Genomic DNA, 25,033 nt, shown 5'->3' with positions numbered 1-25,033 from the left:
AGGGTAGGGTATCATAACCTGTTACTCAGGGATACATTATATATATGATACAAATTACAGTTTCTGAATAACATTTCTAAACCGCTAAGCATCATTCAAAATAATCGAAATGAGTGTGATTCTATGGCTAAATCAGAAGTATCACTAACGGAACAAGTAGCACGAGAATGGCTCTTGAAACGCGGAGTTAAAATTGAAGATATCGCCAATCTTGTTATGTATTTACAAGCAGATTATCATGAGAATTTACAAATGGAAGATTGCATTTATAATGTAGAACGCGTTCTGTCTAAGCGAGAAGTACAAAATGCCATCTTAACAGGCATTCAACTGGATTTACTAGCTGAAAAAAAACTATTAGAAGAGCCGCTGCAAACGATTATTGAAAAAGATGAAGGGTTATACGGAGTAGATGAGGTTCTTGCTTTCTCAATTGTTAACGTGTACGGCTCCATTGGGTTTACGAATTATGGATACGTAGATAAACAGAAGCCAGGAATATTGAAATCTTTAAATGATAAAACGTCAGGACACGTGCATACATTTCTAGATGATATTGTCGGTGCTATCGCCGCTGCTGCGTCTAGTCGATTAGCCCATCGAGCAGAAAAGACAGATTAAGAAAAACTATCACCGATTCTTGGCTCTCCATGAACCCAGCATCAATAATGTTCTTTTTAAAAAGAACAAGGAGCCAGTACAATCTTCTTCCCTGTACTTGGCTCCTTATCTACCTGCACTATTCAAACTGCCAATCAGCCAGTGTATCGACAACAAAGGTTGGTTGTTTTTCATATTGCGGCAAGTGTTCTTTTTTCGTCACTCCTGTATGAACGAGTAAAGTATCCATCCCTGCATTGATTCCTGCCATAATATCTGTATCATAATTATCTCCAACCATAATGACTTCTTCTTTTGAGACACCTAATACCTGTAATGCCTGCTCAATAATAATCGATTCCGGCTTACCAATGAAAGTCGGTTTTACTTGCGTCGATACCGCCACAACCGATGTGATGGCCCCATTTCCAGGCTGCAGTCCGCGTTCAGTTGGAATAGCAATATCTCCATTGGTTGAAATGAATGCGGCACCATTTCTTACAGCTAAGCAAGCTTTTGTTAATTTTTCATAATCGATAGCTCGATCAATACCCATAACGAGAAAATCTGCATTCTCTTCCACAAGCTCTAGCCCTTTTTCCTGTAAAGCGTTTCGAATGCCCTCTTCACCGATCACATATACCGTTGCATCAGCCTTTCTTTCCGCAATAAAATTCGCTGTGGCCATGCTTGTAGTAAATACTTGTTTATTGTCTGTCTCTATCCCAAAATTCCGTAATTTCTCTGCCACTTGCGCAGGTGTACGCGAAGAATTATTGGTGACGAATAAATAAGGAATGTTCCGTTGGCGCAATTCATCTATAAATCCTGCAGCTTCAGCTATTTGCTCAGATCCACGATACATGGTCCCATCTAAATCAATCAAATACCCTTTATAAGATTTCATACATAATGCTCCCTTCATAAGATGATACTCCCAACTTATGTCACATAGTCATCCCTAAAAAAATACAAGCGCCATTACCGGTCGCTTGTATAAAGAGTTACTATGTTCATTTTAGCCTTTTATATGGCTTATTGCTTCTGAAACTACGATTTCATCCTTCTCGCAACATAGCCTAATTTTTAAAAGCAGAAACAGCTCCTAATTCATTAGTTAAGTATGTTCTAATTAACTCCGGATATTGAGTAAAGGCTGCAAGATTAGCTGTAAATACAGTCTGTAACTGTTCATGCGACACTTCAATATAATCTTGGATAAGCATTTTGCGAAGTGGCAGCACATTTTTAAATTGTGTCGCAATTTCCTCGCTAATTACTTTCTCATCAAGTAAAATATCCACAATATCTTCATAGCTACCAGGGTCCCTCATAATAAAACCATCAATCATCGCATTGCCCACATCCAAAACAGAATCAATGGACGTTTGAACAATCCTTTCCAAAGCCAATTGTGACAGCTCATCATTCCATTCTTTTTTTTGTTCTAACCTCGATAACTGTGCCTCAAGGAAACATAAAATTTGTTCAATTTTTTGTCGGTCTACAAAGTACATTCTTTCCAGATCCTTTCTATTCTAAGATGACACTTTAAGTTTCTCCACACCTGTAGGTCTTGCGTAGAAATATCCTTGTGCCAAATCAACATTATTCTTTGATAATACCATAGCTTCCCCTTTACTCTCAATTCCTTCAGCTACAACAATCGAACCTGTTTCCTTCGCAATTAATAAAAGTCCCTTTAACATCGACTCTTTTACGGTACTACTATCAATATTTTGAATAACAGAGCGATCAATTTTAATAATATCCGGCATAATTTCAATAATAGTATTTAAATTTGAATAACCTGCGCCTGTATCATCGACAGCAATTTGGAAACCTAATTGTCTTAAGCTTTGAATATTGACAATAAAATAATCTATATGATTAATGGCCTCCCGCTCCGTAATTTCAAGGACAAATTGCTCAGCTGAAATACTTGGATACTTGTCTAACATCGCCTTAATGTCTGTTGGAAAGCGTAAATTCTCAACTGTAACAGGTGTAAGATTAATAAATACTTGCTTCAATAAATCATTTTCTGAAACCTGCCTAAACGTTTTTTCTAGTACGATTTGCTCTAATTCATAGAGCCTCCCTGTTTGCCTGGCCGCTGAGAATAATGCTAACGGATTTTCTAAATCTGTCCCGGCCGGCCCACGGGTAAGCACTTCATGAGCTTTCATCTGATTCGTAGCTACTTCAACTATAGGTTGTACCATCAATCGAATATGTTGATTAGAAATAATGTCATCTATCGTCATCATTAATCCACTAAATCCAGCTTTCTTCTTTTCTTCCGTCATTATAACCGCTTGCTTATAAGCTCTATTCACAGCATGTTCAGTTGGATACTGGCTCTTCTCAACAAACATATAGCCGGTTATAAACGAGGACTTAAATTGCGGACTTATCTCTTGCAAATGTTCTTGAACATTTGCTGTAATCATATAAGTGATTTCATCCAATTCACGTGACTTTTTCTCCGTATAATCTATCCGCATAAGGAATGTAACGTTATCGCTGTTATAATCATGCAAAATAAGAATATCTTCTTTCGGTATTGTATCTACAATTGCTTCTTTGAATGCCTTTTTTAACTGTTTGATATAGGTATCATATTGCTGTTTACCCATCTCTTCTTTGAATTGAAGTACATCTTGAATATCAAACACAATGACGGCTACTTCATATCCTTGTGAAAACGATACATTTACTGCTTGTACCATCGGATTCCTCACAATGAACTGAGGTGGATAGAAGCGAAGCCTAGACAATGGACTAAACAGTTTAAGCCACTTTCCTAGTGATTTATAACCTTTCTTATCATTCAGCGACATATTCCCCATCCCTTTCACCCGGGCTATATTACCTATATCTTATCATATTTTTTCTTAAATAAAGAAATCTCGTCAAAAATATCGACCATTAGATGTTCCTTCCTCCACAAAAATTTCATAAGTTCATCAAAAAGATACAGATATCTTCTCTATGCACACATTTCACTATTATTTAGATTTTGTTATGATAAAGTGAAACTTCCATCAGTGGGGGTTTTCTTTCATCCCCCACTGATGGTTAGCCACGTTCTACGGTCACTAAGATTTCCGCTTCGCTTCAATCAAGTGACCGTACGAACCTGATTGGTGAAAGCTTACCTTTGAAAACCGCAAAGGTAAGTTTCACTGTATCTCACCAATCGGACCTTTACGGGCAGTTGACCCCCGCCTATCTTCTTTGACTCCTCATAAGCTTGAGGTGGGGGTCTTACTGCCCGTTAAGTGTGGGATAAAACGAAGAAATAAAATATTGAAGGGAGAATGCATGTGGGAGAGCGCTTTTATTTATACAACGATTTAATTGATACAAAGACACGATTTGTGAGCTTTATGGGGGAGGAATCTCGCTTTGATTTAGCTATTACAATGACTGACCGGTTCTATGGCAAAAAATTAGTGCTAAATTTACAAAGCAATCGTTTTGCCATTATCGGACACGATGACTTAGAAGAAGAAGGGTATCTTGAACAAGCCTTTCAACTAACTGAAGAAGAAGCGACAGAGCTGCGTGGATTCTTAACCGAAGTCATTTAATTCCTTCATGACCCTGTTCTTATTGGACATCCTATTGATGAACGACTATCTATAGGAGGGAATTATATTGAATAAAAAGGAAAAATATTATGATTTTTCTAATGTAGAAAAAGGACGAAATTATGTTATCCCTGAGGATTTTCCGGAAGGACCTTACGGAGCACCACGAGGCACTGATACGCCTGTCGAAAATAAAAGTACCCCATGGCGAGAAGAACAGCGCTCCTACAGCGCCTTTAACTATGAAAATAAACCCTTTCATGAAAACTTACCTCGTCAATATCCGGGTGCTCATCCTACTCACGACGATCCAAGTACAGAATCTCAACGCCCTTATAGCGACGGTACGAGAGAAAATTAAAAGTGTAAATACCTTACTGAAATTATTAAGATTACCCTATAATTCTTTAGTTATGGAATGAACTACTCGACTCATAAAAAGAAGGTGCCCCAAACAAATCGTAAAAAATACGACCTTTTGGGGCCCCCCTTTTCTTATTTCTTTATTTTTTTCACGATAAAATACGGACAGCCAAAATTGCAGTATTCATATAAGTACTCTGTTACTGTACTTATTTTCGTATCAAAGGTGGCTTTATGATTTTGATCATCAAAAAAGCCACGAAGCCTTAACTGTCCATATCCCCAGTCGCCAACGATATAATCATACTTCGTTAAGATTTCACTATAACGGGCTTTAAATGCCTCTTCATTATAGCCATCTCTTCGCTCATCGATTACTTCGTAGGCTATATTATTGATCGTAATCATGTTCTTCACCTCTCAAAATACATAGTTATCCTTAAATTATAACTGATTCCCCATCAATTACTAAGCGAAATTTACAGAAAGATGCTCAACCTAATCGATAAGGAGGTGTCAGCTTTGAGAAAAGTAATTTTATCCATTGGACTTAGTTCACTGTTTATCATAAGTGGTTGTTCAACAAATGGAGACAACGATACAAGCATGGACACAAATACAGCAGAACCGCTTACAGTCCGAACCCCAGCTCACTACTATGATGAAGATTATCAAAATACTGCTAGAGACCGCGATGATTTCGGCTTTACTCGAGTTAATAAAACAACCGTAGAGGGCCAAAACATTGATAATCAAATTTCATCCATTGACCGCGAACAGTTAGCCGATGTCATTTCTAATTTAAGTATCCAACTCCCTAATGTACGTGATGTATCAACACTTGTGACAGATGAAGAAGTACTTGTCGTGTATGAAACCGATTCAAATAATCGCCAAGAAACAGCCGATCAAGTAAAGCGAACCGCTATGTCTGCTGTTCCTCGCTATTATCATGTGTATGTGAGTGACAATATTGCATTAGCTCCATATATCGAAAATTATGCAAATTTAGAATCAGATCATGAAGGCATGGAGTTCTCGCTTAATAAAACCATTCAAGAAATGCTTAAATCTCCACAAGGCTCTAAAATAAGCGATGAAGAAAATGAAAATGGAGAAAATGTTACTGAACGACATAATAACAAAAACATCCATGAAAACACAAGGAATATGTAAAATTGTAGGGATTGGGACTTGATAACCAATCCCTCTTTTTGCAGGATTACCACAATTTATCTTTCATGATTTCCCCTCTAATGATGAACACTAATGACAGCATACATTGAAAGGAGACTGACATTGTGAAAAGAGCCATCCTTTCTCTGATAATGATTTCCATAATATGCAGCAGCGGATCAGTCTTCGCTGCTACTCCGCCACCATCCGAGGCTGATTTATTTACCAAGAGATTAGAATTGTATCAAAATATGGAGACTATCCTACAGATTCCTTGGTATTATCTCGCCGCAGCAGATCAGTATGAACATAATTTACGCTTAACCCGTAAAGACCGTGAAAAAGCGAAAGGAGTCATTGGCATCTATATTGAACCTTCGAAATGGGTAGGAGCATTAAATCCAAACCTTGCTGATGTTAAGCCGCTGTCAATTAGCTTATTTGACGGTATTGGCTTAGATGGAGATGGAGATGGACGTGCCGACATCAATAGCGATGTTGACCGTTTATATACCTTTGCAAACTATTTACTTAACTATGGAACGGATGAAGAAAATATACGCATTGGATTATGGAATTATTACAAAAGAGATAAAGCGGTAAGTATTATTATCGGAAATGCCCGAATTTATAAAACATTTGGGACGTTACATTTACAGGAAAAAGCGTTTCCTCTCCCTATTGGAAGTCATTATACGTACAGAAGTACCTGGGGCTCTGCTCGCGGTTGGGGCGGGAGACGTATTCATGAAGGGACGGACGTTTTTGCCTCTTATGGGGTTCCTGTTCGTTCAACCTGTTATGGCATCATTGAAATGAAAGGGTGGAATAAATATGGGGGATGGCGAATAGGCATTCGAGATTTAAATAATAATTATCATTACTTTGCTCATCTCAACGGCTTTGCCGACGGTCTAAAAGTAGGACAAGTCGTTAAACCCGCTCAATTGATTGGGAGTGTTGGAAGTACCGGCTACGGACCTCCTGGAACCTCTGGGAAGTTCCCTCCTCATTTACATTTTGGTCTCTATAAAGATAATGGCATTACTGAATGGAGTTTCGACCCTTATCCATACTTGAAAATTTGGGAACGAAATGACAGAATAAAGAAAAAATAGGAATAAACCTTCAGCGGTGAGAAGATAGATTTCTCACCGCTTTTTAACATAATCCACTAAGCATAATGCATATCTTTTGAATAAAGCTTTATTTATCCCACACTTAACAGGCAGTAAGCCCCCCACTGATGGAAATTTCACTTTATAGGACACTGTTTATTTTTGGCTTATTTTCTGCGAAGCCATAATTTTGCATGCCTTTCCGTACAGCCTTTATTAAAGGAGGCTCTTAACATGTTTCGAGCAAGACGAAAATCCAAACTATTTCGTAAAAAAGGACCTCTAAAAACACGTCACGTATTCTTCATCTCGTTCATTCTTTTTATTTTCACAAGTATTTTATCTCTTTCCTTTGTTAATAAAACGGTTGAACCTGTTATTATGAATATCGCTAAAAATGAAGTGGACAGAATTGCCACAAAAGCTATTCACGAATCTATAGATGAAAATATGGAAAAAACAAACTTAAATGAAGTTATTATGAAGAATGATACAGGAGACAATAATCCTCCTTCCTATACGATTAATCCGGAAGCATCGATTCGCTTGCAAGCAGACATTAGGAATGACATCCAAAAAAAGCTTGGGATTATCGAGTCCAATCCATTTACGACAGCCTCATCGATAGACGATGAACAACTCAAAGAAGTGGTGTATTATATTCCTTTAGGCGTTATTACAGGCAATGCTCTTCTCGCCAATTACGGTCCAAAAATCCCCGTAAAAATGGCGGCTATCGGTCACGTCGAATCAGACTTTAATACACATTTAACCCATGCAGGCATTAATACAGTCTTTCTTGAATTGACGGTTAATTTTAAGGTCAACATGCAAATTGTTATTCCATCTTTAGCCGATGATATGATTGTCGAACATAAAATCAATGCTGGAGGGATATTAATTGAGGGAGATGTACCAAGCTATTACAGTAACGGTTCAAGCACAGTTGCCCCCGCTATCATGAAGCCTGAGGAGGAGGAGAAGAAGGAATAAGCGTTTTTTTCTTTCCATACGTATGAATCATATAATAATTCAAAAGACTCCCTCTCACTCCTTAGATGACACGAGGGAGCTTTTACTAAGCATTCGCACACTGCACAATCATTAATTGAGGATAATCTTTCAAATTTAATTCGTACGTCTGATTGAATTCTTCTAAAATACGAACGATTGGACGATCCCCCAGCCTAATATTTTGACCAGAAATCACCCCTTTTCTTCCATCATTCAATTGCACAGTCAGCCCATTTGGATAAATGGCTACTGCTCGACGAAATGCTTCAACAATTCCCACTTCAAACTGACTCCCTGCACCGGCATATAGAACTTCTAACCCCTCACTTGGAAGCATCGCTTTTCGGTACACACGATGGGACGTAACGGCATCGAAAACATCGGCAACCGAAATGATTTTCGCTAATTGATGTATTTCATTCCCTTTAATCCCACGTGGATAGCCTAAGCCATCAATTCGCTCATGATGCTGATATGCACAATGAGCAACATGTAAAGAAATCGTATGAATATCTTTCAGTAACATAAATCCATATTCTGAATGATTCTTCACCTGTTCAAATTCACTTTCTGTCAGCTTTCCAGGCTTTCGCAAAATATCCTCAGGCACTATCATTTTTCCAATATCATGAAAAATAGCTCCTATGCCGAGCAATTCTAGTTGTTTTTCATCTAATTTTAATTCAATTCCTAACGCTAATGAATATAAAGTGACATTTAATGAATGACTAAAAATTTCATTATCATATATAAAAAGATCCCCTAGTAACGTAAATAACTCTTTATTATTTTTCAATTCAGCTGTGATATTCCGGACAAGCTCTGTAAATCGTGCAGCCGCTTTTTCGACAACAATTTTCGTTTTAAGCTTATTATCGCTTTGTAATTGAGTAAAAACAGATTCAATCGCTTTAAACATATCCATCCTTAATTGATCTGAAATAGGCTCACTTGGTATAATGTCTGCTGTTTGTTCATCTACAATATAAACAAATCGTATATTAAGAACCATTAATCGATTGATCATTTTCTCTGTTAAGGTGATTCCTTCACCTAATAGAATATTTCCTTGCTCATTAAAAATCGTTTTCCCAAGGATAACTCCTGGATTCAATGATTCTGTAGCTAATAGTCTCATGGCCGTACTCCGTTCTCATTAGCATGTATTTCTCACAAGCATACTTTGTACAATATATAACTATTATCGGTTAAAAAGAGAATTTTTTAATGCCCCTCTTCGAAAAAGCCATATTTATTGTACATTAAAAAAGCGAATTTTCTAGTATAAATAGAAAATTCGCTTACATTCAGCATTAGACCATTTTCAATAATGCATCCTTCCCAATCATTCCTCGGTGAATGCCCAAAACTTCTGCCTCATATGTTACGGACTCTAACGGTGCTTCTAACAACTGATCAATCGTCTTAACACCCGTTGCCCTGCCTGCTACGATCCTTCGATCCTTTAATTTATCATTTAAAAGGGCCACATCTAGAGCACCACACATAATATAGCCTTTATCAGAAGTCACAACAAGTAACGTTGTCTTTGGCAATTCAACTGAAATTGCTAGAAAAGTATACTCTTTCAGCTTAATAGGATTCATGCTAATCAATTGATTTCGCCCCTTTCTCCTATTTACATTATGAAAAAGAGGACGAAACCGTGAAATATCCTTTAATAATCAGGATACATTTTTTTTAATTTCCAAATTAAAATATCCCTTAAAAATTCAGGCATTAAATATTCTTTATTCTTCAAACGTTGAATTTGTGGAAAGAAGTAACCAAACGTAAACATGTCAGGTAAAACTAATTTATACATGTCGTGTGGCTGCAGTTTGTTTCCATTTATATTAATTTGTTTAATTACCCCATTAGTCGTTTGCAAAAATTCGATTTGATCGTACAGCATGGTTCCCATCACCTTACCTCTGAATCCAAATCCTTTTATTTGAAGATGAGGCCATTCTTCATTTCTAGATTGCAATAAAATTTCTTTTAGCTCATTGCCTTGTATTTCAATTACACACGGGTTAATCGGATGGGGGCAAATTCGGTGAATGTCGCCTTTTTTTACGACTCCGCTCGGCAACCCTTCTAGTAATAAGCCTGCATTTAAAAAAGCACAATCTGCCCCGGCCCACTCTCTTAATGCTGAACATAAAACTTCTGATAACCGCTCTCTTTGAAACCAATCATTATGTAACGGTTCTGGCAAATTCGTTACTACTTCTTGAAGTGCTTCTCCACCAGCATGATACATAGCTTCAATCCATTCTCTTTCTCCAACGAGTTCTGGCAGCTCATTTGTGTCATACAAATAGGCACTTTTCTTTGTAATTCCTCTATGCTCATCAAAATCAATTTCCACTTGCCCAATAAAGAAGCCAAACTTACCTGCTCCGCAAAGAAGAACATCATTTACTAATTTACCTTGATGAAGTACATGATGGGTGTGCGCCCCTAGAATAATATCAATTTCGGGAAAGTCCTCTGCCATCTTCTCATCATCATTAAGACCTAGATGAGAAAGAACAACGATAATATCTGCTTCTCCTCTAATTTGTTGAAGCTGTGTTTGTAACTCAACGAATGGATCTTTTACCTCCCATCCAAGTGCAGAATAAAATTTTTGAAAAAACGCAGTTAAACCAATCAAAGCAATTCTTGTTCCTTGCTTCGTTATATGAATCGAATGAGGCAGCACCCACTTAGGCCTTCTATCATGTTCCTCATATAGATTCGCGACAAGTACTTCAAATTCCGCCTGTTCATATAAACAATCTAGTGCGTCATGCGGTAATGTAATCCCTTCATTATTTCCAATCGTTACATATTGATAGCCAGCCTCATTGAGCAACGTAATATTCCCTTTGCCTAACGTCCCCTCTGAATAGGGATGCCAACGATCTACATGGTCCCCAATATCGAGAATAAGCGCTTCTTCACCTGTCTCTTGATGAAGCAAACGTCTTTCTTTAAGAAATTCTACGATTCTAGGCCAGTTTTCAAAATGACTATGAAAATCATTAGTATGATATAAATGAATGATTTCAGACATCATTTGCCTCCCTTATTGTCCTGTAATTCCTTGATATACGAGACGGAATCCAAATATAATTAATACAATTTTCAAAACATGTTCAATAGAGCGACTTTTTAAACGAGTATTGATAAAAGCACCGAACTTGGCACCAAACCAAGCGCCTGGAATAAGCGCTAAAGCATATAACCAATTCACATTTCCAAGTGAAATATGTGTAATCGAATTCGTAATCGATGATAAGAACACCATAAACATGGATGTCGCAACCGCCACATGTGGAGGAAAGAAAAATAAGAGAATCATGGTAGGTACAATAATTGTTCCACCACCAATGCCAAATAATCCTGAGCTAAAACCTACGACAAAGGAAATTAATATCGCAACAAGTGGATGATAGCCGTATGTAGTTTGCATTCCATCCTTATTGCGATATGTCTTAATAACCTTTCCTTTCCCTGGTTTAAATGTAAGCGGCTTTAAACGGTCTTTAACAAGTAGAATTGTTGCGATTAAAATCATAAACAAACCAAAGTATAACGAAAAAGAATGTATATCAAGAATTTTATTAACATGAGCTCCAATTATACCACCTGGCCCACTGCCGACAAAGAAAATAACCCCTGCCTTATAATCGACAGTTTGATGCTTCATATAAGCTAATGTTGATGATAAACCGGTAAAAATCATAATGATTGTCGAAACACCAACTGCAACCTGAGGCGTAATGGAGTCAAGCAGTGAAGTAGAACTCCCTAAAAAAAGTAGAGCTGGAACGGTAATAATTCCTCCGCCAAGACCAACGAGCGCTCCAATCGTTCCAGATAAAAATCCAACAATGATTAACACAATTATTTCCATTACTATCCGTCCTCTTGACTCTGTTAAATAAAATGATAGATTTTAACACAGCCTGTTTATTATCTATTATTTAAAATAGATCAAGCTGCTTAGAAGCAAGCCCTTCGTATTCAATCCCTAGTAAATCGATAAATTGCTTTGCATTATCAGCCGCGTCACCACCAGAATTATTATTGAAAAGCACATATATATCCTGCGTTTGCTTCTCTAGCAACCGAAGACGGTCCACCCATTCTACAAGCTCTTTTTCAGTATAGCGATAAAGATAGCGAACTTCACGCCAATTATGTGCCGATGGGTGCTGCCAACCATGCACATTGCGGCCATGAAAACGAATTAATGTTTTTTTTACATCTGTCGCTTCAGGTACAATCGGTATCGACCCTGCCCCAGCTTGTGGTTCATCACATACAGTATGAATCCATTTTTCATTTTTAATAAATTGTAAGGTTTGCTCTCTAAAGACAGCGGAATACCAGCTTTGATGCCGAAATTCTAGCGCAACTGGAACTTCGCCCATCTCCGCTTTACAAAAACGAAGATAATTGACATGCTGACGTGTACAATCAAACCAAGGCGGGAACTGAAAAAGTACCATTGCCAGTTTACCAGCCTTCTGGAAAGGTTCGAGTGAATCACGGAAAGCCGCAAACATCTCTTTCTTATTTGAAAACGGAATTTCTCCGCGCTGATGTCCTGTCATTCCTTGATATGCTTTTACGATAAATTGAAAATTAGCAGGTGTCTCACTCACCCACTTTTCACTATTTCGCTTCGGTTGAACAGCATAAAAAGACGCGTCCACTTCCACAATCGGAAAGTGTGCACCATACTCTTTTAACTTATCACGTTGGGACACGCCATAACGATACAAAGAATGATGATCCCCCCAACCTGTTACTCCGATATAAATCATCCAAATCAACCTATTCCGCAGTTTTCTTTATTTTAACATATATCTCAAAGGACCAAAAAGTTAAGCTAAAGACGAATCTGTCCCTGTATGAATGTTTACAACGAGTTTTTTGTTTTACCAATCAGAACCGTCCATTTATCAACAACTTTCGGCTACTTATCAATAAAAAAAGCTACCTATAAAATAGGCAGCTTTTTTTAACGATAATCATTAACCGATAGAACCTTCCATTTCGAACTTGATTAAACGGTTCATTTCTACGGCATATTCCATTGGAAGTTCTTTTGTAAATGGCTCAATGAAGCCCATAACAATCATTTCTGTTGCTTCCTGCTCAGAAATTCCACGGCTCATTAAATAGAACAATTGCTCTTCCGACACTTTAGACACTTTCGCTTCATGCTCTAACGAAATGTTGTCGTTAAGGATTTCATTGTATGGAATCGTATCAGAAGTAGACTGATTATCCATAATCAATGTATCACACTCGATATTAGCACGCGCTCCGTCCGCTTTACGTCCAAATTGTACGACTCCACGATACGTTACTTTTCCACCTTGTTTGGCAATTGATTTAGATACAATTGTAGAAGATGTATTTGGTGCAAGGTGAATCATTTTTGCACCAGCATCTTGGTGTTGTCCTTTACCAGCAATGGCAATAGATAATGTCATCCCACGTGCGCCTTCACCTTTTAAGATAACAGCTGGATATTTCATCGTTAATTTAGAACCGATGTTACCATCAATCCATTCCATTGTTGCATTTTCTTCACATACTGCACGTTTTGTAACTAAGTTAAAGACGTTGTTCGCCCAGTTTTGAATCGTTGTATAACGGCAATATGCACCACGTTTAATGATGATTTCAACAACCGCACTATGAAGAGAGTTCGTTGTATAAACAGGAGCTGTACATCCTTCTACATAATGAACATGTGCATCTTCATCAACAATAATTAACGTACGCTCGAATTGTCCCATGTTTTCAGAGTTAATACGGAAATACGCTTGTAATGGTGTATCTACTTTTACACCTTTTGGAACATAGATGAATGAACCACCAGACCATACAGCAGAGTTTAATGCTGCGAATTTATTGTCTGTCGGTGGAATGACTTTCGCCCAGTGCTCACGGAAAATGTCTTCATTCTCTTTTAAAGCAGAGTCTGTATCTTTGAAGACGATTCCTAACGCTTCTAAATCTTCCTTCATATTGTGATACACAACTTCTGATTCATATTGAGCAGACACACCTGCTAAATATTTTTGCTCCGCTTCAGGGATTCCTAGTTTATCAAACGTTTGTTTAATTTCATCCGGTACTTCATCCCATGATTTCTCTGATTTCTCAGATGGTTTCACATAATACGTAATCTCATCGAAGTTTAAACTTCCTAAATCCCCGCCCCATTGAGGCATTGGCATATTATAGAAGTGTTCTAATGATTTTAAACGGAAGTCGAGCATCCATTGCGGCTCTTCCTTCATGCGTGAAATTTCTTCCACGATTTCTTTTGTTAAGCCACGCTTTGAACGGAAAATCGAGACATCTCTATCCGCAAAGCCATATTTATAATCACCAATCTCAGGCATTTTCTTTGCCATAGCTCGTATTCCTCCTTTTCAAAATGCTGAATGTGAATCAGCATTTTGATTGTTTATTCCTGAAGTCCTTTTTCCATCGCTTTCCAAGCTAATGTCGCACACTTAATACGTGCTGGAAATTTCGATACACCTTGAAGTGCTTCAATATCTCCAAGGTCCAAATCTTCTTCATCGTATTCTTTGCCTTGAATCATTTCAGAAAAAATATGTGACAACTTCATTGCCGTTTTAATATCTTTTCCTTTAATTGCTTCTGTCATCATGGATGCTGAACTCATCGAAATGGAGCATCCTTCTCCTTCAAACTTCACGTCAACCACTTTATCTTCTTCAACCTTCATCGTTAAACGAATTCGGTCTCCACAAGTTGGGTTATTCATATCAATTGTCAGGCTGCCGTCTTCAAGAATACCTTTATTACGCGGTTTTTTATAATGATCCATAATGACTTGTCGGTAAAGTGTATCTAAGTTATTAAAAGACATTACTAAAATACTCCTTTGTTTTGATAAGTGATGAAACTAACTTATCAATGTCTTCTTCCGTGTTATATAGGTAGAAACTTGCTCGCGCTGTCGCTGAAACATCTAACCATTTCATTAATGGTTGAGCACAATGATGACCTGCACGTACGGCAATCCCATCTGCATCTAGAACTGTAGCTACATCATGCGGATGTACATCCTCCAAGTTGAATGTAATAACACCTGCACGTTTTGCCGAATCTTTCGGACCGTAGATTGTCATACCTTCAATCGTCGACATTTTTTCCATTGCATATGCAGCTAAATGATGCTCATGACGTTCAATATTATCTAAACCAATTTCCTCTAGGAAATCAATAGCCGCTCCTAAGCCAATCGCTCCAGCAATAATCGGAGTACCACCCTCGAACTTCCACGGAAGCTCTTTCCATGTTGATTCATATAAACCTACAAAATCAATCATTTCGCCGCCAAATTCAACCGGCTCCATGTTTTCTAATAATTCTTTTTTACCGTAAAGCGCTCCAATACCAGTTGGAGCAGCCATTTTATGACCAGAGAAAGCGAAGAAATCACAATCAAGGTCCTGCACATCCACTTTTAAATGCGGTGTGCTTTGTGCCCCATCCACAACCATAATCGCCCCGTGTTCATGAGCAATCGCCGCAATTTCTTTAACGGGATTGATTGTGCCAAGAACGTTTGACACATGCATAACAGATACGATTTTTGTTGCATTCGTTACCGTTGCTCGTACATCCTCAAGTGAAATCGTACCATCTTCTTGAAGTGGAATATATTTCAACACAGCACCCGTTTGTTTCGCAACTTGCTGCCAAGGAATGATATTACTATGGTGCTCCATATACGAGATGACGATTTCATCCCCTTCTTGTACATTAGCCAGACCATAGCTTCTTGCTACCGTATTTAAAGAAGTGGTTGTTCCTCTAGTGAAGATAATCTCTTCAATAGAGGAAGCATTAATGAATTTACGTACTTTTTCACGAGCTCCTTCATACGCATCCGTAGCTTTTGTTCCAAGTGTATGCACTCCGCGATGTACATTCGAATTGTACCCGCGATAATATTGTTCAATCGCTTCGATAACTACAGCCGGTTTTTGCGATGTCGCAGCACTATCTAAATATACTAATGGCTGACCGTTCACTTCTTGATTTAATATAGGGAAAAGCTTACGAATTTCGTATGGGTTCATTACTTAACTTTCCTTTCAATGACCTCAACAAGTTGTTTTTTCACACCTTCGATTGGAAGTTCATTAACAACAGGGGCCAAGAATCCGTGAATTACTAAACGTTCTGCTTCTTGTTTGGAAATACCACGACTCATTAAATAATAAAGTTGCAATGGATCTACGCGGCCTACAGATGCTGCGTGTCCTGCTGTAACATCGTCTTCATCAATAAGAAGAATTGGATTCGCGTCTCCACGAGCTTTTTCACTTAACATAAGCACGCGTGATTCTTGTTCAGCATTTGCTTTTGTTGCACCATGCTCAATTTTTCCGATTCCGTTGAAAATACTAGAAGCACTATCTTTCATAACCCCGTGCTTTAGAATTTGTCCATCGGAACGTAAACCGTAATGAATCACTTGCGTAGTGAAGTTTTGTTTTTGTTCTCCACGACCAACAACAACCGTTTTCGTATCACCTGAAGAGCCATCGCCCATTAGATACGTTGTATTATCTGAAATCGTATCTCCATCATTCATTAAGCCAAGTGCCCACTCGATACGTGCATCTCGCCCAGCTACACCACGACGGTTTACATATGTTGTATACCCTTTATTTAACGTATCCACTGCACCATATGTTACTTTCGCATTTGCATTGGCAATGACTTCTGTTACGATGTTTGCGATACCATTTGTCGTTTCTACAGTTGAGAAATAGTTTTCTACATACGTTACAGAGCTGTTATCTTCTGCCACGATTAATACATGGTTGAAAAGCGTTGCATCAGCATCATCGACTAAGAAAATCGATTGAATTGGTTCTTTTACTTCTACGTTTTTTGGAACGTATACGAAAGCTCCTCCGTTTAACAATGCTGCGTGAAGAGCTGTTAAGCGATGCTCATTCACTTTCACGCCGTCTTTCATAAAATATTTCTGCACAAGCTCTGCATGATCGCGAGCCGCTGTTAGAATATCTGTAAAAATAACACCTTGTTCTTTCAACTCAGCTGAAAGACTTGTATAAGCCGGCGTATTATTACGTTGAATATATAAATTACGCTTTTCTTCAATAGCAACAATCGATTTCACTTGTTCTGGAAGCTCATCTAATGATGTAAAAACTTCACTCTCGATTGAATGTTTACGGAAAGCGGTAAAGTTCCACTTATCAATCTTTGTTTTGTCTGGCTTTGGCATCGGTAGGTTTTCTAAGTCAGAAAACGCTTGAACACGAAGCTCAGTTAGCCAAGCTGGTTCATTATTTTGAGTTGAAAGAGAGTTAATATCCTCTTTTTCAAACGGTAATTTCGTTTCTGTAGTCATGACAAATCCTCCTACTTATGCTTCTTCGCCGACAGTTTCGTCTTCAATACCTAATTCTTGTTTAATCCAGTCATATCCTTCTGCTTCTAAACGTGCAGCTAATTCTGGACCGCCAGATTTCACAACTCGACCTTGCATCATTACGTGAACGTAATCAGGAGTAATGTAGTTTAATAAACGTTGATAGTGCGTAATCATAAGGCAACCGAAATCTTCGCCGCGCATTTCATTAATTCCTTTTGATACAACTTTAAGGGCGTCAATATCAAGACCAGAGTCGATTTCATCCAAGATTGCAATTTTTGGTTCAATCATCATCAATTGAAGAATTTCATTACGTTTCTTTTCTCCACCTGAGAATCCTTCGTTTAAATAACGTTGTGCCATATCTTCGTTCATTTCTAAAAATTCCATCTTTGCGTCCATTGTACGAATGAACTTCATTAAAGAAATTTCATCGCCTTCTTCACGACGTGCATTAATAGCTGAACGTAAGAAATCAGCATTTGTCACTCCGCTAATTTCACTTGGATATTGCATAGCAAGGAAAAGACCAGCTTTAGCACGCTCATCTACTTCCATTTCTAATACGTCTTCACCATCAAGAGTAATGCTTCCGCTTGTTACTTCATATTTAGGATGACCCATAATCGCTGAAGAAAGAGTAGATTTACCTGTACCATTCGGTCCCATGATTGCATGGATTTCTCCGCCTTTTACTTCAAGGTTAACCCCTTTTAAAATTTCTTTACCTTCAATTGATACATGAAGATCTTTAATCGTTAAAGTAGAACCTGACATAATTATACCTCCGTGAACTAATTCCTATTTTATTTAGAAAATAATGTGTTTTATTTTCTTAACATGTATTCTCATTTTATTCTCATTACAATTTTATAACAAATTTAATTAAGAAGCAACCATTATACGTGATTTATGTCACACCTTACTTTATTACTTATTCCATTATTCCATCAACAAATATGTAAACATAAAATCAAACATCGACCTCTACTATCTTTTGTTTACGACATATTATTATACGAGAAAACATCCGTTATGACATTACACAATTAATAGTTAACATTGAAGTCTCCGTGTGACACGCTGTTGATTGTTGGATGACTTCATTTGAAATCACACGTTGAGCAGAAACAAAACCTGTTAAATAGTATTCCCATATGTATGTAAACTCAACACTTATCATTTTACCCTTCAAGACTTATCGTTGAAAGACCTTTTTCATTTAATCAGAGTAAAATAGTACTTCTTGACTTTTATCCACCCTAGAAACACTTGAAAAAGACGACTTGCCTATTAACAAGTCGTCTCTCTTCATCACTTATTCACTTACAGGTACAACCGCACCCTTAAATTCTTTCGTGATGAAATCTTGAATTTCTTTTGAGCGTAACACTTCTACTAATGTTTTAATCGCTTCGTTGTTTTCATCTTTCTTATTCACTGCAATAACGTTTACATACGGTGATTTTGAATCTTCAATAGCAATTGAATCCTCAACAGGATTTAAACCCGCATCAATAGCGTAGTTAGAATTGATTAATACAGCGTCGCCTTCTCCATTTGCATAAATTTCTGGAAGAAGAGCAGCTTCGTATTTCGCTTCAAATTTAATATCACGTTTGTTCTCTACAATATCTTCAACTGTTGCTTTTGTTTTATCAATACCTTCTTTTAAAGTGATTAAACCGTTTTCTTCAAGTAAAGAAAGCGCACGACCATGGTCAGCTACTGAGCTGCTCATAATAAGTGTTGCACCTTCTGGAAGCTCATCTAAGCTTTTGTATTTTTTAGAATAAATCGCGATTGGTTCAATATGAATACCACCCGCATTCACAAAATCATAACCATTTTCAGCAATTTGCGATTCTAAGTAAGGAATGTGTTGGAAATAGTTAGCATCCAATTCTCCCTCTGCTAATGTTTTGTTCGGTAATACATAATCTTGGAATGGAACGATTTCTAAATCAATACCTTTTTCTTTAAGAAGCGGCTTTGCTTCTTCAAGAATAACAGCATGCGGCGTATTAGATGCGCCAACTTTTAGCGTTGTGTTTCCTTCTGCATTATCTGCGGCTTTTTCGTCTTGATTATCTTTGTTGTCATTGCCGCAAGCAGCTAGGGCGATTGATAAAACTAAAATTAAAGCAAACCCTAAAAACTTTTTCATTCTGTTCATCCCCTCTTATCTTTTATCTAATTTTGATGTAATAAAGTCTCCAATCATTTGAATAATGAAGACAATTATTAAAATAATGATCGTTGCTACTAGTGTTACGTCATTTTGACTACGCTGGAACCCTTCTAGATAAGCTAAATTTCCAAGTCCTCCAGCCCCAATTACTCCAGCCATTGCCGTATAACCGACTAAAGCAATTGATGTAACAGTAATTCCGGAAATAAGGGCTGGCATAGATTCTGGAAGCAATACTTTCCATATAATTGTACTCGTTTTGGCTCCCATCGATCTTGCCGCTTCAATAACCCCTTTATCAATTTCACGAAGACCAATTTCAACCATTCGTGCATAAAACGGTGCAGCACCAATGATAAGTGCAGGTAATGCTGCATTTTCTCCAATCATCGTTCCGACAATCGCTTTCGTAAATGGAATCAATAACACAATTAAAATTAAGAACGGGATAGACCGAAAAATATTAACAAAAGCACTGATAATCCAATTGATGAATCGGTTTTCCCATAAATTATCCTTCCCTGTTAGGAACAAAACTAGTCCAAGTATAATCCCTAAAAAGAAAGTGGCCGCAACAGAAATCGCTGTCATATATAACGTTTCATTTGTTGCTTCAATCATCGTTTCCCAATTTATATTCGGCAATAATTCTTCAAGCATGCGTCATCACCTCCACGCCTACTTGCTGCTCTTCTATAAATTGAATAGCGCGAAGAATTTCCTCATGACTTCCATCAATATGAATAAATAGTGTTCCATAAGAGCCATTTCGCGTTTGCGAAATTTTCCCTTGGACAATATTAACATCTAATTCAAAATTACGAACTAACTTTGTAATAAGAGGACTTTCTACATCTTCCCCAACGAAAGTAAGTTGAATGACTTTTCCTTTTGGGAAACGTTCTAGCAAGTTCTCGATCGTTTCTTTTGTTTCCTCTGGCTCTGTTACTTGCTGAACAAAACGCTTTGTAATCGGAGCCGTTGGGTTTTTAAATACTTCAAGGACTGGACCTTGCTCGACAACTTGTCCACTTTCCATTACAGCGACACGATGGCAAATTTTACGAATGACGTGCATTTCATGTGTAATCAGTACAATCGTTAACCCTAAACGCTGATTAATATCGACAAGTAAATCTAAAATGGAGTCCGTCGTCTGAGGATCTAAAGCTGAAGTCGCCTCATCACATAACAACACTTTCGGATTATTTGCAAGCGCTCGCGCAATGCCGACTCGTTGCTTTTGTCCACCGCTTAGTTGAGAAGGATAGGCTTTTTCACGACCTTCTAACCCAACAAGCTTAATCAGCTCATTTACACGTTCTGCTCGTTTTTTAGCTGGAACACCCGCAATTTCAAGCGGAAAGGCAATATTTTCTTGAACTGTTCTTGACCATAATAAATTAAAATGCTGGAAAATCATACTAATCTCTTGGCGTGCTTTGCGAAGCTCAGCACCTTTAATTTTAGAAATTTCCTTACCAGCTACAACAACCGAACCTTCTGTAGGAGTTTCTAGGCCATTTAACATTCGGATCAGGGTACTTTTCCCAGCCCCGCTATAGCCAATTATACCGAAAATTTCACTCTTGTTTATCGTTAAATTCACATTATTAACCGCTTTAATGGTCTCATTTTTCGCAGTCCCTGAGCGGAAATACTTGTTGACTTTTGACAAAGAAATCACTGCACTCACCTCTATATCCAATCAACGAACTATATCATTGAAGGTAGTTGCTTTAACGAGTTGTCACTCCCGACAATATAGAGACTGTTCATCCCGCTAAAATAGATAAAACCTATTAAGATAGTAAACTCTCCTATGTAGTGATTTATATACCCTTAATAGAAAAACCTCTCTACATGAGCAGAGAGGCAGGAAAAACTAATCCTTCCTCTCATCTTTCAAAGCGTAACACTTTGTGTGAATTGGCACCTTTTCAAAGCGAGTGCTTTGCCGGTTGCCGGGCTTCATCGGGCACAATCCCTCCACCGCTCTTGATAAGAGTAACATCCTATATAATTAAATCGTACATAGATTAAGTTCATATATAATTATGTTTGTGATTTTATCACAGATATATAGGGAGTGCAATTGTCTTAGAAAAGTCAATAATTTCCGACTATTCTGTTTTATTCAACTTCTTTCGTTGCCGCAGCTGTCGCTTTTTCAATTGCTTGATTCAAATCATCAATTAAATCTTCTACATTTTCAATGCCGACAGATAAACGAACTAAGTCTGCGCTTACGCCTGCTTTCAGTAAGTCAGCATCGCTCAATTGTTGATGTGTTGTACTAGCTGGATGGATAATTAAGCTCTTCGCATCTCCAACATTCGCAACATGTGACCATAGTTGAACGGAATTAATTAATGCCGCTCCAGCTTCTCGGCCACCTTTAATACCAAATGTAATAATCGAACCTGCCCCTTTAGGCAAATATTTATCAGCTAATGCTTTGTCCGGATGGTCTTCCTTACCTGGATATGAAATCCACTCAACGGCCGGATGTTGTTCTAAATAGTCAATAATCACTTTTGTATTAGCAAGATGCTCTTTCATTCGTACATGTAACGTTTCAAGTCCTAATGTAAATTGAAAGGCACTTTGTGCACTTAACGTTGCACCAATATCACGAAGCAATTGAACACGAGCTTTCACAATAAATGCAGCCTGTCCAAGTGCCTCGGCAAATACTAAATGATCATAACTTGGATCTGGCTCCGTAAATCCAGGGAAGTTCGGTGAATTCCAATCAAACTTACCTCCATCTACAATGATTCCACCCATCGTTGTTCCATTTCCTAGTAACCATTTTGTTGCAGAATGCACAACAATATCTGCTCCAAATTCAATTGGTCGGCATAAGTACGGAGTCGCAAATGTATTATCAACAATTAGTGGAATCCCTGCTTCATGTGCAATGTCAGCAAGTGCTTCAATATCTAATACATTTAGGCTTGGATTTCCAATTGTTTCTCCATAAATCGCCTTTGTTCTAGGTGTAATCGATTCTTTAAATTTCTCTAAATCATTTGGCTCAACAAACTTCACTTTGATTCCGTATTTAGGAAGTGTATTAGCAAATAAATTGTATGTTCCGCCATAAATAGTTGAAGAAGAGATAATTTCATCGCCTGCACCAGCAATATTCAAAATCGCTAATGTAATAGCAGCCATTCCACTTGAGGTAGCCAAAGCACCTATTCCGCCTTCTAAAAGGGCCACTCGTTCTTCAAACACACTAACTGTTGGATTATGAAGTCTTGTATAAATATAACCTGTTTCTTTTAATCCAAATAAATTAGCGGCATGCTCTGTATCTTTGAATAAGTAAGCATTGCTTTGATAAATCGGCAATGAACGTGCCCCTGTTTCATCAACTTGCAATCCCCCATGAATACTTAATGTTTCAAAACGATAATTTTTATCTGCCATTTTTTATTCTCCCCTTCTTCTTTTACTATAACTCTTTATGTTTCTACGAAGGAGCTACCAAAAACAAAAGCCCCTTCCTAAGAAGAGGCTATATACTCTTCTTATCTTTCAGAGACAATACTCTGCTGGAATTAGCACCGTGTAGATTATACCGGTTGCCGGGCTTCGTCGGGCCAGTCCCTCCGCCTCTCTCGATAAGTATTATTCGATTGTCGTGTAAAATTCACTACAGTCAATTTACCACTTTTAATAATCGTCCGTCAATAGATATTGATAGACTATTTCTAATTATCTAAAAATTCTTTAAGAGTCGTGTATAGATAAGGAACAGATTGAAAAGCATAAATCTTCTGAATCAGTTTCCCCTCTTTATATAGTAATAAACATGGTACGCTCTCTATTTCACAATGCTTCGCAATGCTCGGAAAAAAATTCACATTCATCTTTCCAATCGTCAATTGCGGAACAAGCTCTAATGCAACAGTGAGCATTTTAGAAGCAACCTGACATGTTCCACACATCGGCGTATAGGCATATACACAAAAGGTGTCACCTTGCCTAGCAGCTGCTTGTACATCCGTCTCTGTCCAATCTTGCATATACTATTCATTCACCCTTTGTTCTAAAAATTGTACTTTTACATCTATATTAGCAGCTAGTAAAACAGAAGCGAGATGATATAAAGGTGCACTTGCCACTTCCTTATACATTTTATTAATATACATATGCCTTGCCTCTGGTAATTCTCGCTTAAATTGTCTTCGAAGCTTTTCTCCTGATTGATCTGCATCAAAGAAAATATATACATCGCGGTCTTCAAATTCTTCTACGAACTCGTCAAGCTTGACTTGTGAAATCGTTCCATTTGTACAAACAACTTCAACTTCTTCATTTAATACAAGCTGAACTCTTTTCTTATCAGAACTTCCTTCGACAATGATTACTTTATCGGATTCTCTCCATTCCACGGTAATCATCCTCCCCACGAGTTATAATAGATGAGCTAAAAGTATACGAAATATCTCTCTGAAACAAATAGTGTTCACACTATATATTTAACAAAACCTTCTTTTAAAAAAGAGAGCAGGCCAATATAAGCCTCCTCTCCTTGTAATTAACCTTCGTTTGTCATTTCCTCATATTGTTCAGCTGTCATTAATTGTTCGATTTCGCTGCTATCAGATGGTTCGATTACAATCATCCATGCTTTTTCATATGGTGATTCGTTTACATACTCTGGACTGTCGCTAAGTTCCTCGTTTACTTCAACTACTTTTCCGCTAACTGGTGCATATAATTCAGAAACCGTTTTTACAGATTCTACACTACCAAATGGCTCGTCTGCTTTTAATTCAGTTCCAACTTCAGGAAGCTCTACAAATACGATATCCCCTAATTCAGATTGAGCAAAGTGTGTAATACCAATGCGAGCGTTGCCGCCTTCTACTTTTACCCACTCATGTTCTTCAGAGTAACGCAATTCTTTTGGTGTTGTCATTTTAATTCCCTCCATACTATGTATTAGTTAATCTTTTCTATTATAAGATAGATTATACAATATGATTGTTTATAATAAGAATTTTCCAATAAAAATTCTTATTTCCATGTTTGTTCAAATTGATCTTCTTTAAATCCGACTGTTACTTTATCGCCATCTGTTACAATTGGTCGCTTCAATAACATCCCATCTGTCGCTAAAATATCAAGCAGCTCTGTTTCAGTAGCATCCTTTAGACGATCCTTCAAACCTAACTCACGATATTTTTGCCCGCTTGTGTTAAAAAATTTCTTTAACTCAAGGCCACTTTTCTTATAAAGTGTTTCAATTGTAGCTCTAGAAGGAGGATTTTCGACAATGTGGATGGTTTCATGTTGAAGTTGATGACTATCGAGCCATTTTTTCGCATTGCGACATGTGCCGCATTTTGGGTACCAATAAAATGTTAAGCTCATTATTTCACCTCCTAGACATAGAATAACTGTTTTTTCCTTCGTTTACAAACCTTTTACCTCTGTACAGCAAAAAAGAGAATACCTGTCATGATATTCTCTTCTTCTATTCGCTTAAGAG

The 25,033-nt window shown here is 37.7% G+C and carries 28 protein-coding genes and 2 riboswitches; of the genes, 6 read left to right on the top strand and 22 right to left on the bottom strand.

The genetic code is table 11. The features are described 5' to 3' along the window. The first annotated feature begins 123 nt into the window (after positions 1-123). Positions 124-621: a phosphatidylglycerophosphatase A family protein gene (locus ACE199_RS10180; RefSeq protein WP_252291634.1), complete on the top strand. Its 498-nt coding sequence runs from the start codon at positions 124-126 to the stop codon at positions 619-621. A gap of 118 nt (positions 622-739) precedes the next feature. Here the strand turns inward: ACE199_RS10180 and ACE199_RS10175 are convergent, their stop codons facing one another. From ACE199_RS10175 to ACE199_RS10165, 3 genes are all read right to left on the bottom strand, one after another. Beyond that, positions 740-1,507: a TIGR01457 family HAD-type hydrolase gene (locus ACE199_RS10175; RefSeq protein WP_252291635.1), complete on the bottom strand. Its 768-nt coding sequence runs from the start codon at positions 1,505-1,507 to the stop codon at positions 740-742. 172 nt (positions 1,508-1,679) lie between these two features. Further along, positions 1,680-2,117, bottom strand: coding sequence for a DUF86 domain-containing protein (locus ACE199_RS10170; protein ID WP_119117227.1), 438 nt, complete (start codon positions 2,115-2,117; stop codon positions 1,680-1,682). 21 nt (positions 2,118-2,138) lie between these two features. Next, positions 2,139-3,332, bottom strand: coding sequence for an EAL domain-containing protein (locus ACE199_RS10165; RefSeq protein ID WP_375349648.1), 1,194 nt, complete (start codon positions 3,330-3,332; stop codon positions 2,139-2,141). A gap of 597 nt (positions 3,333-3,929) precedes the next feature. Here ACE199_RS10165 and ACE199_RS10160 point away from each other — a divergent pair. Then, positions 3,930-4,196 (top strand): DUF3055 domain-containing protein, encoded by a 267-nt coding sequence (locus tag ACE199_RS10160; protein WP_375349647.1) that lies wholly within the window; start codon positions 3,930-3,932, stop codon positions 4,194-4,196. Between the two features lie 67 nt (positions 4,197-4,263). After that, positions 4,264-4,557 carry a cytosolic protein gene (locus tag ACE199_RS10155; RefSeq protein WP_375349646.1) on the top strand — a complete coding sequence of 98 codons (294 nt, stop codon included), beginning with the start codon at positions 4,264-4,266 and terminating at the stop codon, positions 4,555-4,557. Positions 4,558-4,691: 134 nt separating this feature from the next. Here ACE199_RS10155 and ACE199_RS10150 read toward each other — a convergent pair whose 3' ends face one another. Then, positions 4,692-4,967, bottom strand: a complete 276-nt coding sequence (locus tag ACE199_RS10150; RefSeq protein WP_119117223.1) for a YutD family protein — start codon at positions 4,965-4,967, stop codon at positions 4,692-4,694. Between the two features lie 114 nt (positions 4,968-5,081). Here ACE199_RS10150 and ACE199_RS10145 point away from each other — a divergent pair, with 114 nt between their 5' ends. From ACE199_RS10145 to yunB, 3 genes are all read left to right on the top strand, one after another. Next, positions 5,082-5,735: a YhcN/YlaJ family sporulation lipoprotein gene (locus tag ACE199_RS10145; RefSeq protein ID WP_375349645.1), complete on the top strand. Its 654-nt coding sequence runs from the start codon at positions 5,082-5,084 to the stop codon at positions 5,733-5,735. A gap of 125 nt (positions 5,736-5,860) precedes the next feature. Then, positions 5,861-6,853: a M23 family metallopeptidase gene (locus ACE199_RS10140; protein ID WP_375349644.1), complete on the top strand. Its 993-nt coding sequence runs from the start codon at positions 5,861-5,863 to the stop codon at positions 6,851-6,853. A gap of 234 nt (positions 6,854-7,087) precedes the next feature. Further along, positions 7,088-7,846: a sporulation protein YunB gene (yunB, locus tag ACE199_RS10135; protein WP_375349643.1), complete on the top strand. Its 759-nt coding sequence runs from the start codon at positions 7,088-7,090 to the stop codon at positions 7,844-7,846. Positions 7,847-7,931: 85 nt separating this feature from the next. Here yunB and ACE199_RS10130 read toward each other — a convergent pair whose 3' ends face one another. The 18 genes from ACE199_RS10130 to ACE199_RS10045 all read right to left on the bottom strand — a co-directional run bounded on the left by ACE199_RS10130 (position 7,932) and on the right by ACE199_RS10045 (position 24,915). Continuing rightward, positions 7,932-9,005 carry an HD-GYP domain-containing protein gene (locus ACE199_RS10130; protein WP_375349642.1) on the bottom strand — a complete coding sequence of 358 codons (1,074 nt, stop codon included), beginning with the start codon at positions 9,003-9,005 and terminating at the stop codon, positions 7,932-7,934. A gap of 175 nt (positions 9,006-9,180) precedes the next feature. Then, positions 9,181-9,474: a YunC family protein gene (locus ACE199_RS10125; protein WP_373995349.1), complete on the bottom strand. Its 294-nt coding sequence runs from the start codon at positions 9,472-9,474 to the stop codon at positions 9,181-9,183. Between the two features lie 71 nt (positions 9,475-9,545). After that, positions 9,546-10,931, bottom strand: coding sequence for a bifunctional metallophosphatase/5'-nucleotidase (locus tag ACE199_RS10120; protein WP_375349641.1), 1,386 nt, complete (start codon positions 10,929-10,931; stop codon positions 9,546-9,548). A 12-nt stretch (positions 10,932-10,943) separates the two neighbouring features. Further along, positions 10,944-11,774 carry a sulfite exporter TauE/SafE family protein gene (locus ACE199_RS10115; protein ID WP_375349640.1) on the bottom strand — a complete coding sequence of 277 codons (831 nt, stop codon included), beginning with the start codon at positions 11,772-11,774 and terminating at the stop codon, positions 10,944-10,946. Positions 11,775-11,844: 70 nt separating this feature from the next. Then, entirely contained in the window at positions 11,845-12,690 is an 846-nt protein-coding gene (locus tag ACE199_RS10110) for a DUF72 domain-containing protein (protein WP_375349639.1), read from the bottom strand. Positions 12,691-12,900: 210 nt separating this feature from the next. Next, a complete protein-coding gene (gene sufB / locus ACE199_RS10105; protein WP_375349638.1) occupies positions 12,901-14,298 on the bottom strand; it encodes a Fe-S cluster assembly protein SufB in 1,398 nt (465 codons plus the stop codon). 53 nt (positions 14,299-14,351) lie between these two features. Continuing rightward, positions 14,352-14,783: a Fe-S cluster assembly sulfur transfer protein SufU gene (gene sufU / locus ACE199_RS10100; RefSeq protein WP_127761935.1), complete on the bottom strand. Its 432-nt coding sequence runs from the start codon at positions 14,781-14,783 to the stop codon at positions 14,352-14,354. Continuing rightward, complete coding sequence (locus tag ACE199_RS10095; protein ID WP_127761936.1) at positions 14,773-16,002, bottom strand: cysteine desulfurase; 1,230 nt, start codon at positions 16,000-16,002, stop codon at positions 14,773-14,775. The genes sufU and ACE199_RS10095 overlap by 11 nt, the downstream gene beginning before the upstream one ends. Continuing rightward, positions 16,002-17,309, bottom strand: a complete 1,308-nt coding sequence (sufD, locus tag ACE199_RS10090) for a Fe-S cluster assembly protein SufD (RefSeq protein WP_375349637.1) — start codon at positions 17,307-17,309, stop codon at positions 16,002-16,004. Before sufD ends, ACE199_RS10095 begins: the two co-directional genes overlap by 1 nt. A 15-nt stretch (positions 17,310-17,324) precedes the next feature. Further along, a complete protein-coding gene (sufC, locus tag ACE199_RS10085) occupies positions 17,325-18,110 on the bottom strand; it encodes a Fe-S cluster assembly ATPase SufC (protein WP_252291661.1) in 786 nt (261 codons plus the stop codon). Positions 18,111-18,651: 541 nt separating this feature from the next. After that, positions 18,652-19,500 carry a MetQ/NlpA family ABC transporter substrate-binding protein gene (locus ACE199_RS10080; RefSeq protein WP_375349636.1) on the bottom strand — a complete coding sequence of 283 codons (849 nt, stop codon included), beginning with the start codon at positions 19,498-19,500 and terminating at the stop codon, positions 18,652-18,654. A 15-nt stretch (positions 19,501-19,515) separates the two neighbouring features. Further along, positions 19,516-20,184, bottom strand: coding sequence for a methionine ABC transporter permease (locus tag ACE199_RS10075; RefSeq protein ID WP_127761939.1), 669 nt, complete (start codon positions 20,182-20,184; stop codon positions 19,516-19,518). Continuing rightward, positions 20,177-21,211, bottom strand: coding sequence for a methionine ABC transporter ATP-binding protein (locus tag ACE199_RS10070; protein ID WP_252287263.1), 1,035 nt, complete (start codon positions 21,209-21,211; stop codon positions 20,177-20,179). The genes ACE199_RS10075 and ACE199_RS10070 overlap by 8 nt, the downstream gene beginning before the upstream one ends. Positions 21,212-21,419: 208 nt before the next feature. Then, a riboswitch (SAM riboswitch) is annotated at positions 21,420-21,532 on the bottom strand. Positions 21,533-21,657: 125 nt separating this feature from the next. Beyond that, a complete protein-coding gene (locus ACE199_RS10065; RefSeq protein WP_375349635.1) occupies positions 21,658-22,962 on the bottom strand; it encodes an O-acetylhomoserine aminocarboxypropyltransferase/cysteine synthase family protein in 1,305 nt (434 codons plus the stop codon). A 98-nt stretch (positions 22,963-23,060) separates the two neighbouring features. Further along, a riboswitch (SAM riboswitch) is annotated at positions 23,061-23,163 on the bottom strand. An 83-nt stretch (positions 23,164-23,246) separates the two neighbouring features. Continuing rightward, complete coding sequence (locus ACE199_RS10060; protein WP_375349634.1) at positions 23,247-23,561, bottom strand: thioredoxin family protein; 315 nt, start codon at positions 23,559-23,561, stop codon at positions 23,247-23,249. A 3-nt stretch (positions 23,562-23,564) separates the two neighbouring features. Then, positions 23,565-23,939 (bottom strand): toprim domain-containing protein, encoded by a 375-nt coding sequence (locus ACE199_RS10055; protein ID WP_483878201.1) that lies wholly within the window; start codon positions 23,937-23,939, stop codon positions 23,565-23,567. A gap of 137 nt (positions 23,940-24,076) precedes the next feature. Continuing rightward, positions 24,077-24,460, bottom strand: coding sequence for a glycine cleavage system protein GcvH (gene gcvH / locus ACE199_RS10050; RefSeq protein WP_127761944.1), 384 nt, complete (start codon positions 24,458-24,460; stop codon positions 24,077-24,079). A 98-nt stretch (positions 24,461-24,558) separates the two neighbouring features. Beyond that, the gene (locus ACE199_RS10045) at positions 24,559-24,915 is read right to left on the bottom strand and encodes an arsenate reductase family protein (protein ID WP_127761945.1); all 357 of its coding nucleotides are present in this window, start codon (positions 24,913-24,915) and stop codon (positions 24,559-24,561) included. Positions 24,916-25,033 lie beyond the last annotated feature (118 nt).

It is taken from the genome of Peribacillus sp. Hz7 (assembly GCF_042136355.1).
Taxonomy (GTDB): domain Bacteria; phylum Bacillota; class Bacilli; order Bacillales; family DSM-1321; genus Peribacillus; species Peribacillus asahii_A.
Note: the sequence above shows the minus strand (reverse complement) of the source record. Positions and strands in the feature narration are given on the sequence as shown.

Excerpts from the sequence above, each read along its gene's own strand:
- ACE199_RS10180 (WP_252291634.1), top strand. The coding sequence starts at position 124 with ATGGCTAAATCAGAAGTATCACTAACGGAACAAGTAGCACGAGAATGG.
- ACE199_RS10175 (WP_252291635.1), bottom strand. The coding sequence starts at position 1,507 with ATGAAATCTTATAAAGGGTATTTGATTGATTTAGATGGGACCATGTAT.
- ACE199_RS10170 (WP_119117227.1), bottom strand. The coding sequence starts at position 2,117 with ATGTACTTTGTAGACCGACAAAAAATTGAACAAATTTTATGTTTCCTT.
- ACE199_RS10165 (WP_375349648.1), bottom strand. The coding sequence starts at position 3,332 with ATGGTACAAGCAGTAAATGTATCGTTTTCACAAGGATATGAAGTAGCC.
- ACE199_RS10150 (WP_119117223.1), bottom strand. The coding sequence starts at position 4,967 with ATGATTACGATCAATAATATAGCCTACGAAGTAATCGATGAGCGAAGA.
- yunB (WP_375349643.1), top strand. The coding sequence starts at position 7,088 with ATGTTTCGAGCAAGACGAAAATCCAAACTATTTCGTAAAAAAGGACCT.
- ACE199_RS10130 (WP_375349642.1), bottom strand. The coding sequence starts at position 9,005 with ATGAGACTATTAGCTACAGAATCATTGAATCCAGGAGTTATCCTTGGG.
- ACE199_RS10125 (WP_373995349.1), bottom strand. The coding sequence starts at position 9,474 with ATGAATCCTATTAAGCTGAAAGAGTATACTTTTCTAGCAATTTCAGTT.
- ACE199_RS10120 (WP_375349641.1), bottom strand. The coding sequence starts at position 10,931 with ATGTCTGAAATCATTCATTTATATCATACTAATGATTTTCATAGTCAT.
- ACE199_RS10115 (WP_375349640.1), bottom strand. The coding sequence starts at position 11,774 with ATGGAAATAATTGTGTTAATCATTGTTGGATTTTTATCTGGAACGATT.
- ACE199_RS10110 (WP_375349639.1), bottom strand. The coding sequence starts at position 12,690 with ATGATTTATATCGGAGTAACAGGTTGGGGGGATCATCATTCTTTGTAT.
- sufB (WP_375349638.1), bottom strand. The coding sequence starts at position 14,298 with ATGGCAAAGAAAATGCCTGAGATTGGTGATTATAAATATGGCTTTGCG.
- sufU (WP_127761935.1), bottom strand. The coding sequence starts at position 14,783 with ATGTCTTTTAATAACTTAGATACACTTTACCGACAAGTCATTATGGAT.
- ACE199_RS10095 (WP_127761936.1), bottom strand. The coding sequence starts at position 16,002 with ATGAACCCATACGAAATTCGTAAGCTTTTCCCTATATTAAATCAAGAA.
- sufD (WP_375349637.1), bottom strand. The coding sequence starts at position 17,309 with ATGACTACAGAAACGAAATTACCGTTTGAAAAAGAGGATATTAACTCT.
- sufC (WP_252291661.1), bottom strand. The coding sequence starts at position 18,110 with ATGTCAGGTTCTACTTTAACGATTAAAGATCTTCATGTATCAATTGAA.
- ACE199_RS10080 (WP_375349636.1), bottom strand. The coding sequence starts at position 19,500 with ATGAAAAAGTTTTTAGGGTTTGCTTTAATTTTAGTTTTATCAATCGCC.
- ACE199_RS10075 (WP_127761939.1), bottom strand. The coding sequence starts at position 20,184 with ATGCTTGAAGAATTATTGCCGAATATAAATTGGGAAACGATGATTGAA.
- ACE199_RS10065 (WP_375349635.1), bottom strand. The coding sequence starts at position 22,962 with ATGGCAGATAAAAATTATCGTTTTGAAACATTAAGTATTCATGGGGGA.
- ACE199_RS10060 (WP_375349634.1), bottom strand. The coding sequence starts at position 23,561 with ATGCAAGATTGGACAGAGACGGATGTACAAGCAGCTGCTAGGCAAGGT.
- ACE199_RS10055 (WP_483878201.1), bottom strand. The coding sequence starts at position 23,939 with ATGATTACCGTGGAATGGAGAGAATCCGATAAAGTAATCATTGTCGAA.
- gcvH (WP_127761944.1), bottom strand. The coding sequence starts at position 24,460 with ATGACAACACCAAAAGAATTGCGTTACTCTGAAGAACATGAGTGGGTA.
- ACE199_RS10045 (WP_127761945.1), bottom strand. The coding sequence starts at position 24,915 with ATGAGCTTAACATTTTATTGGTACCCAAAATGCGGCACATGTCGCAAT.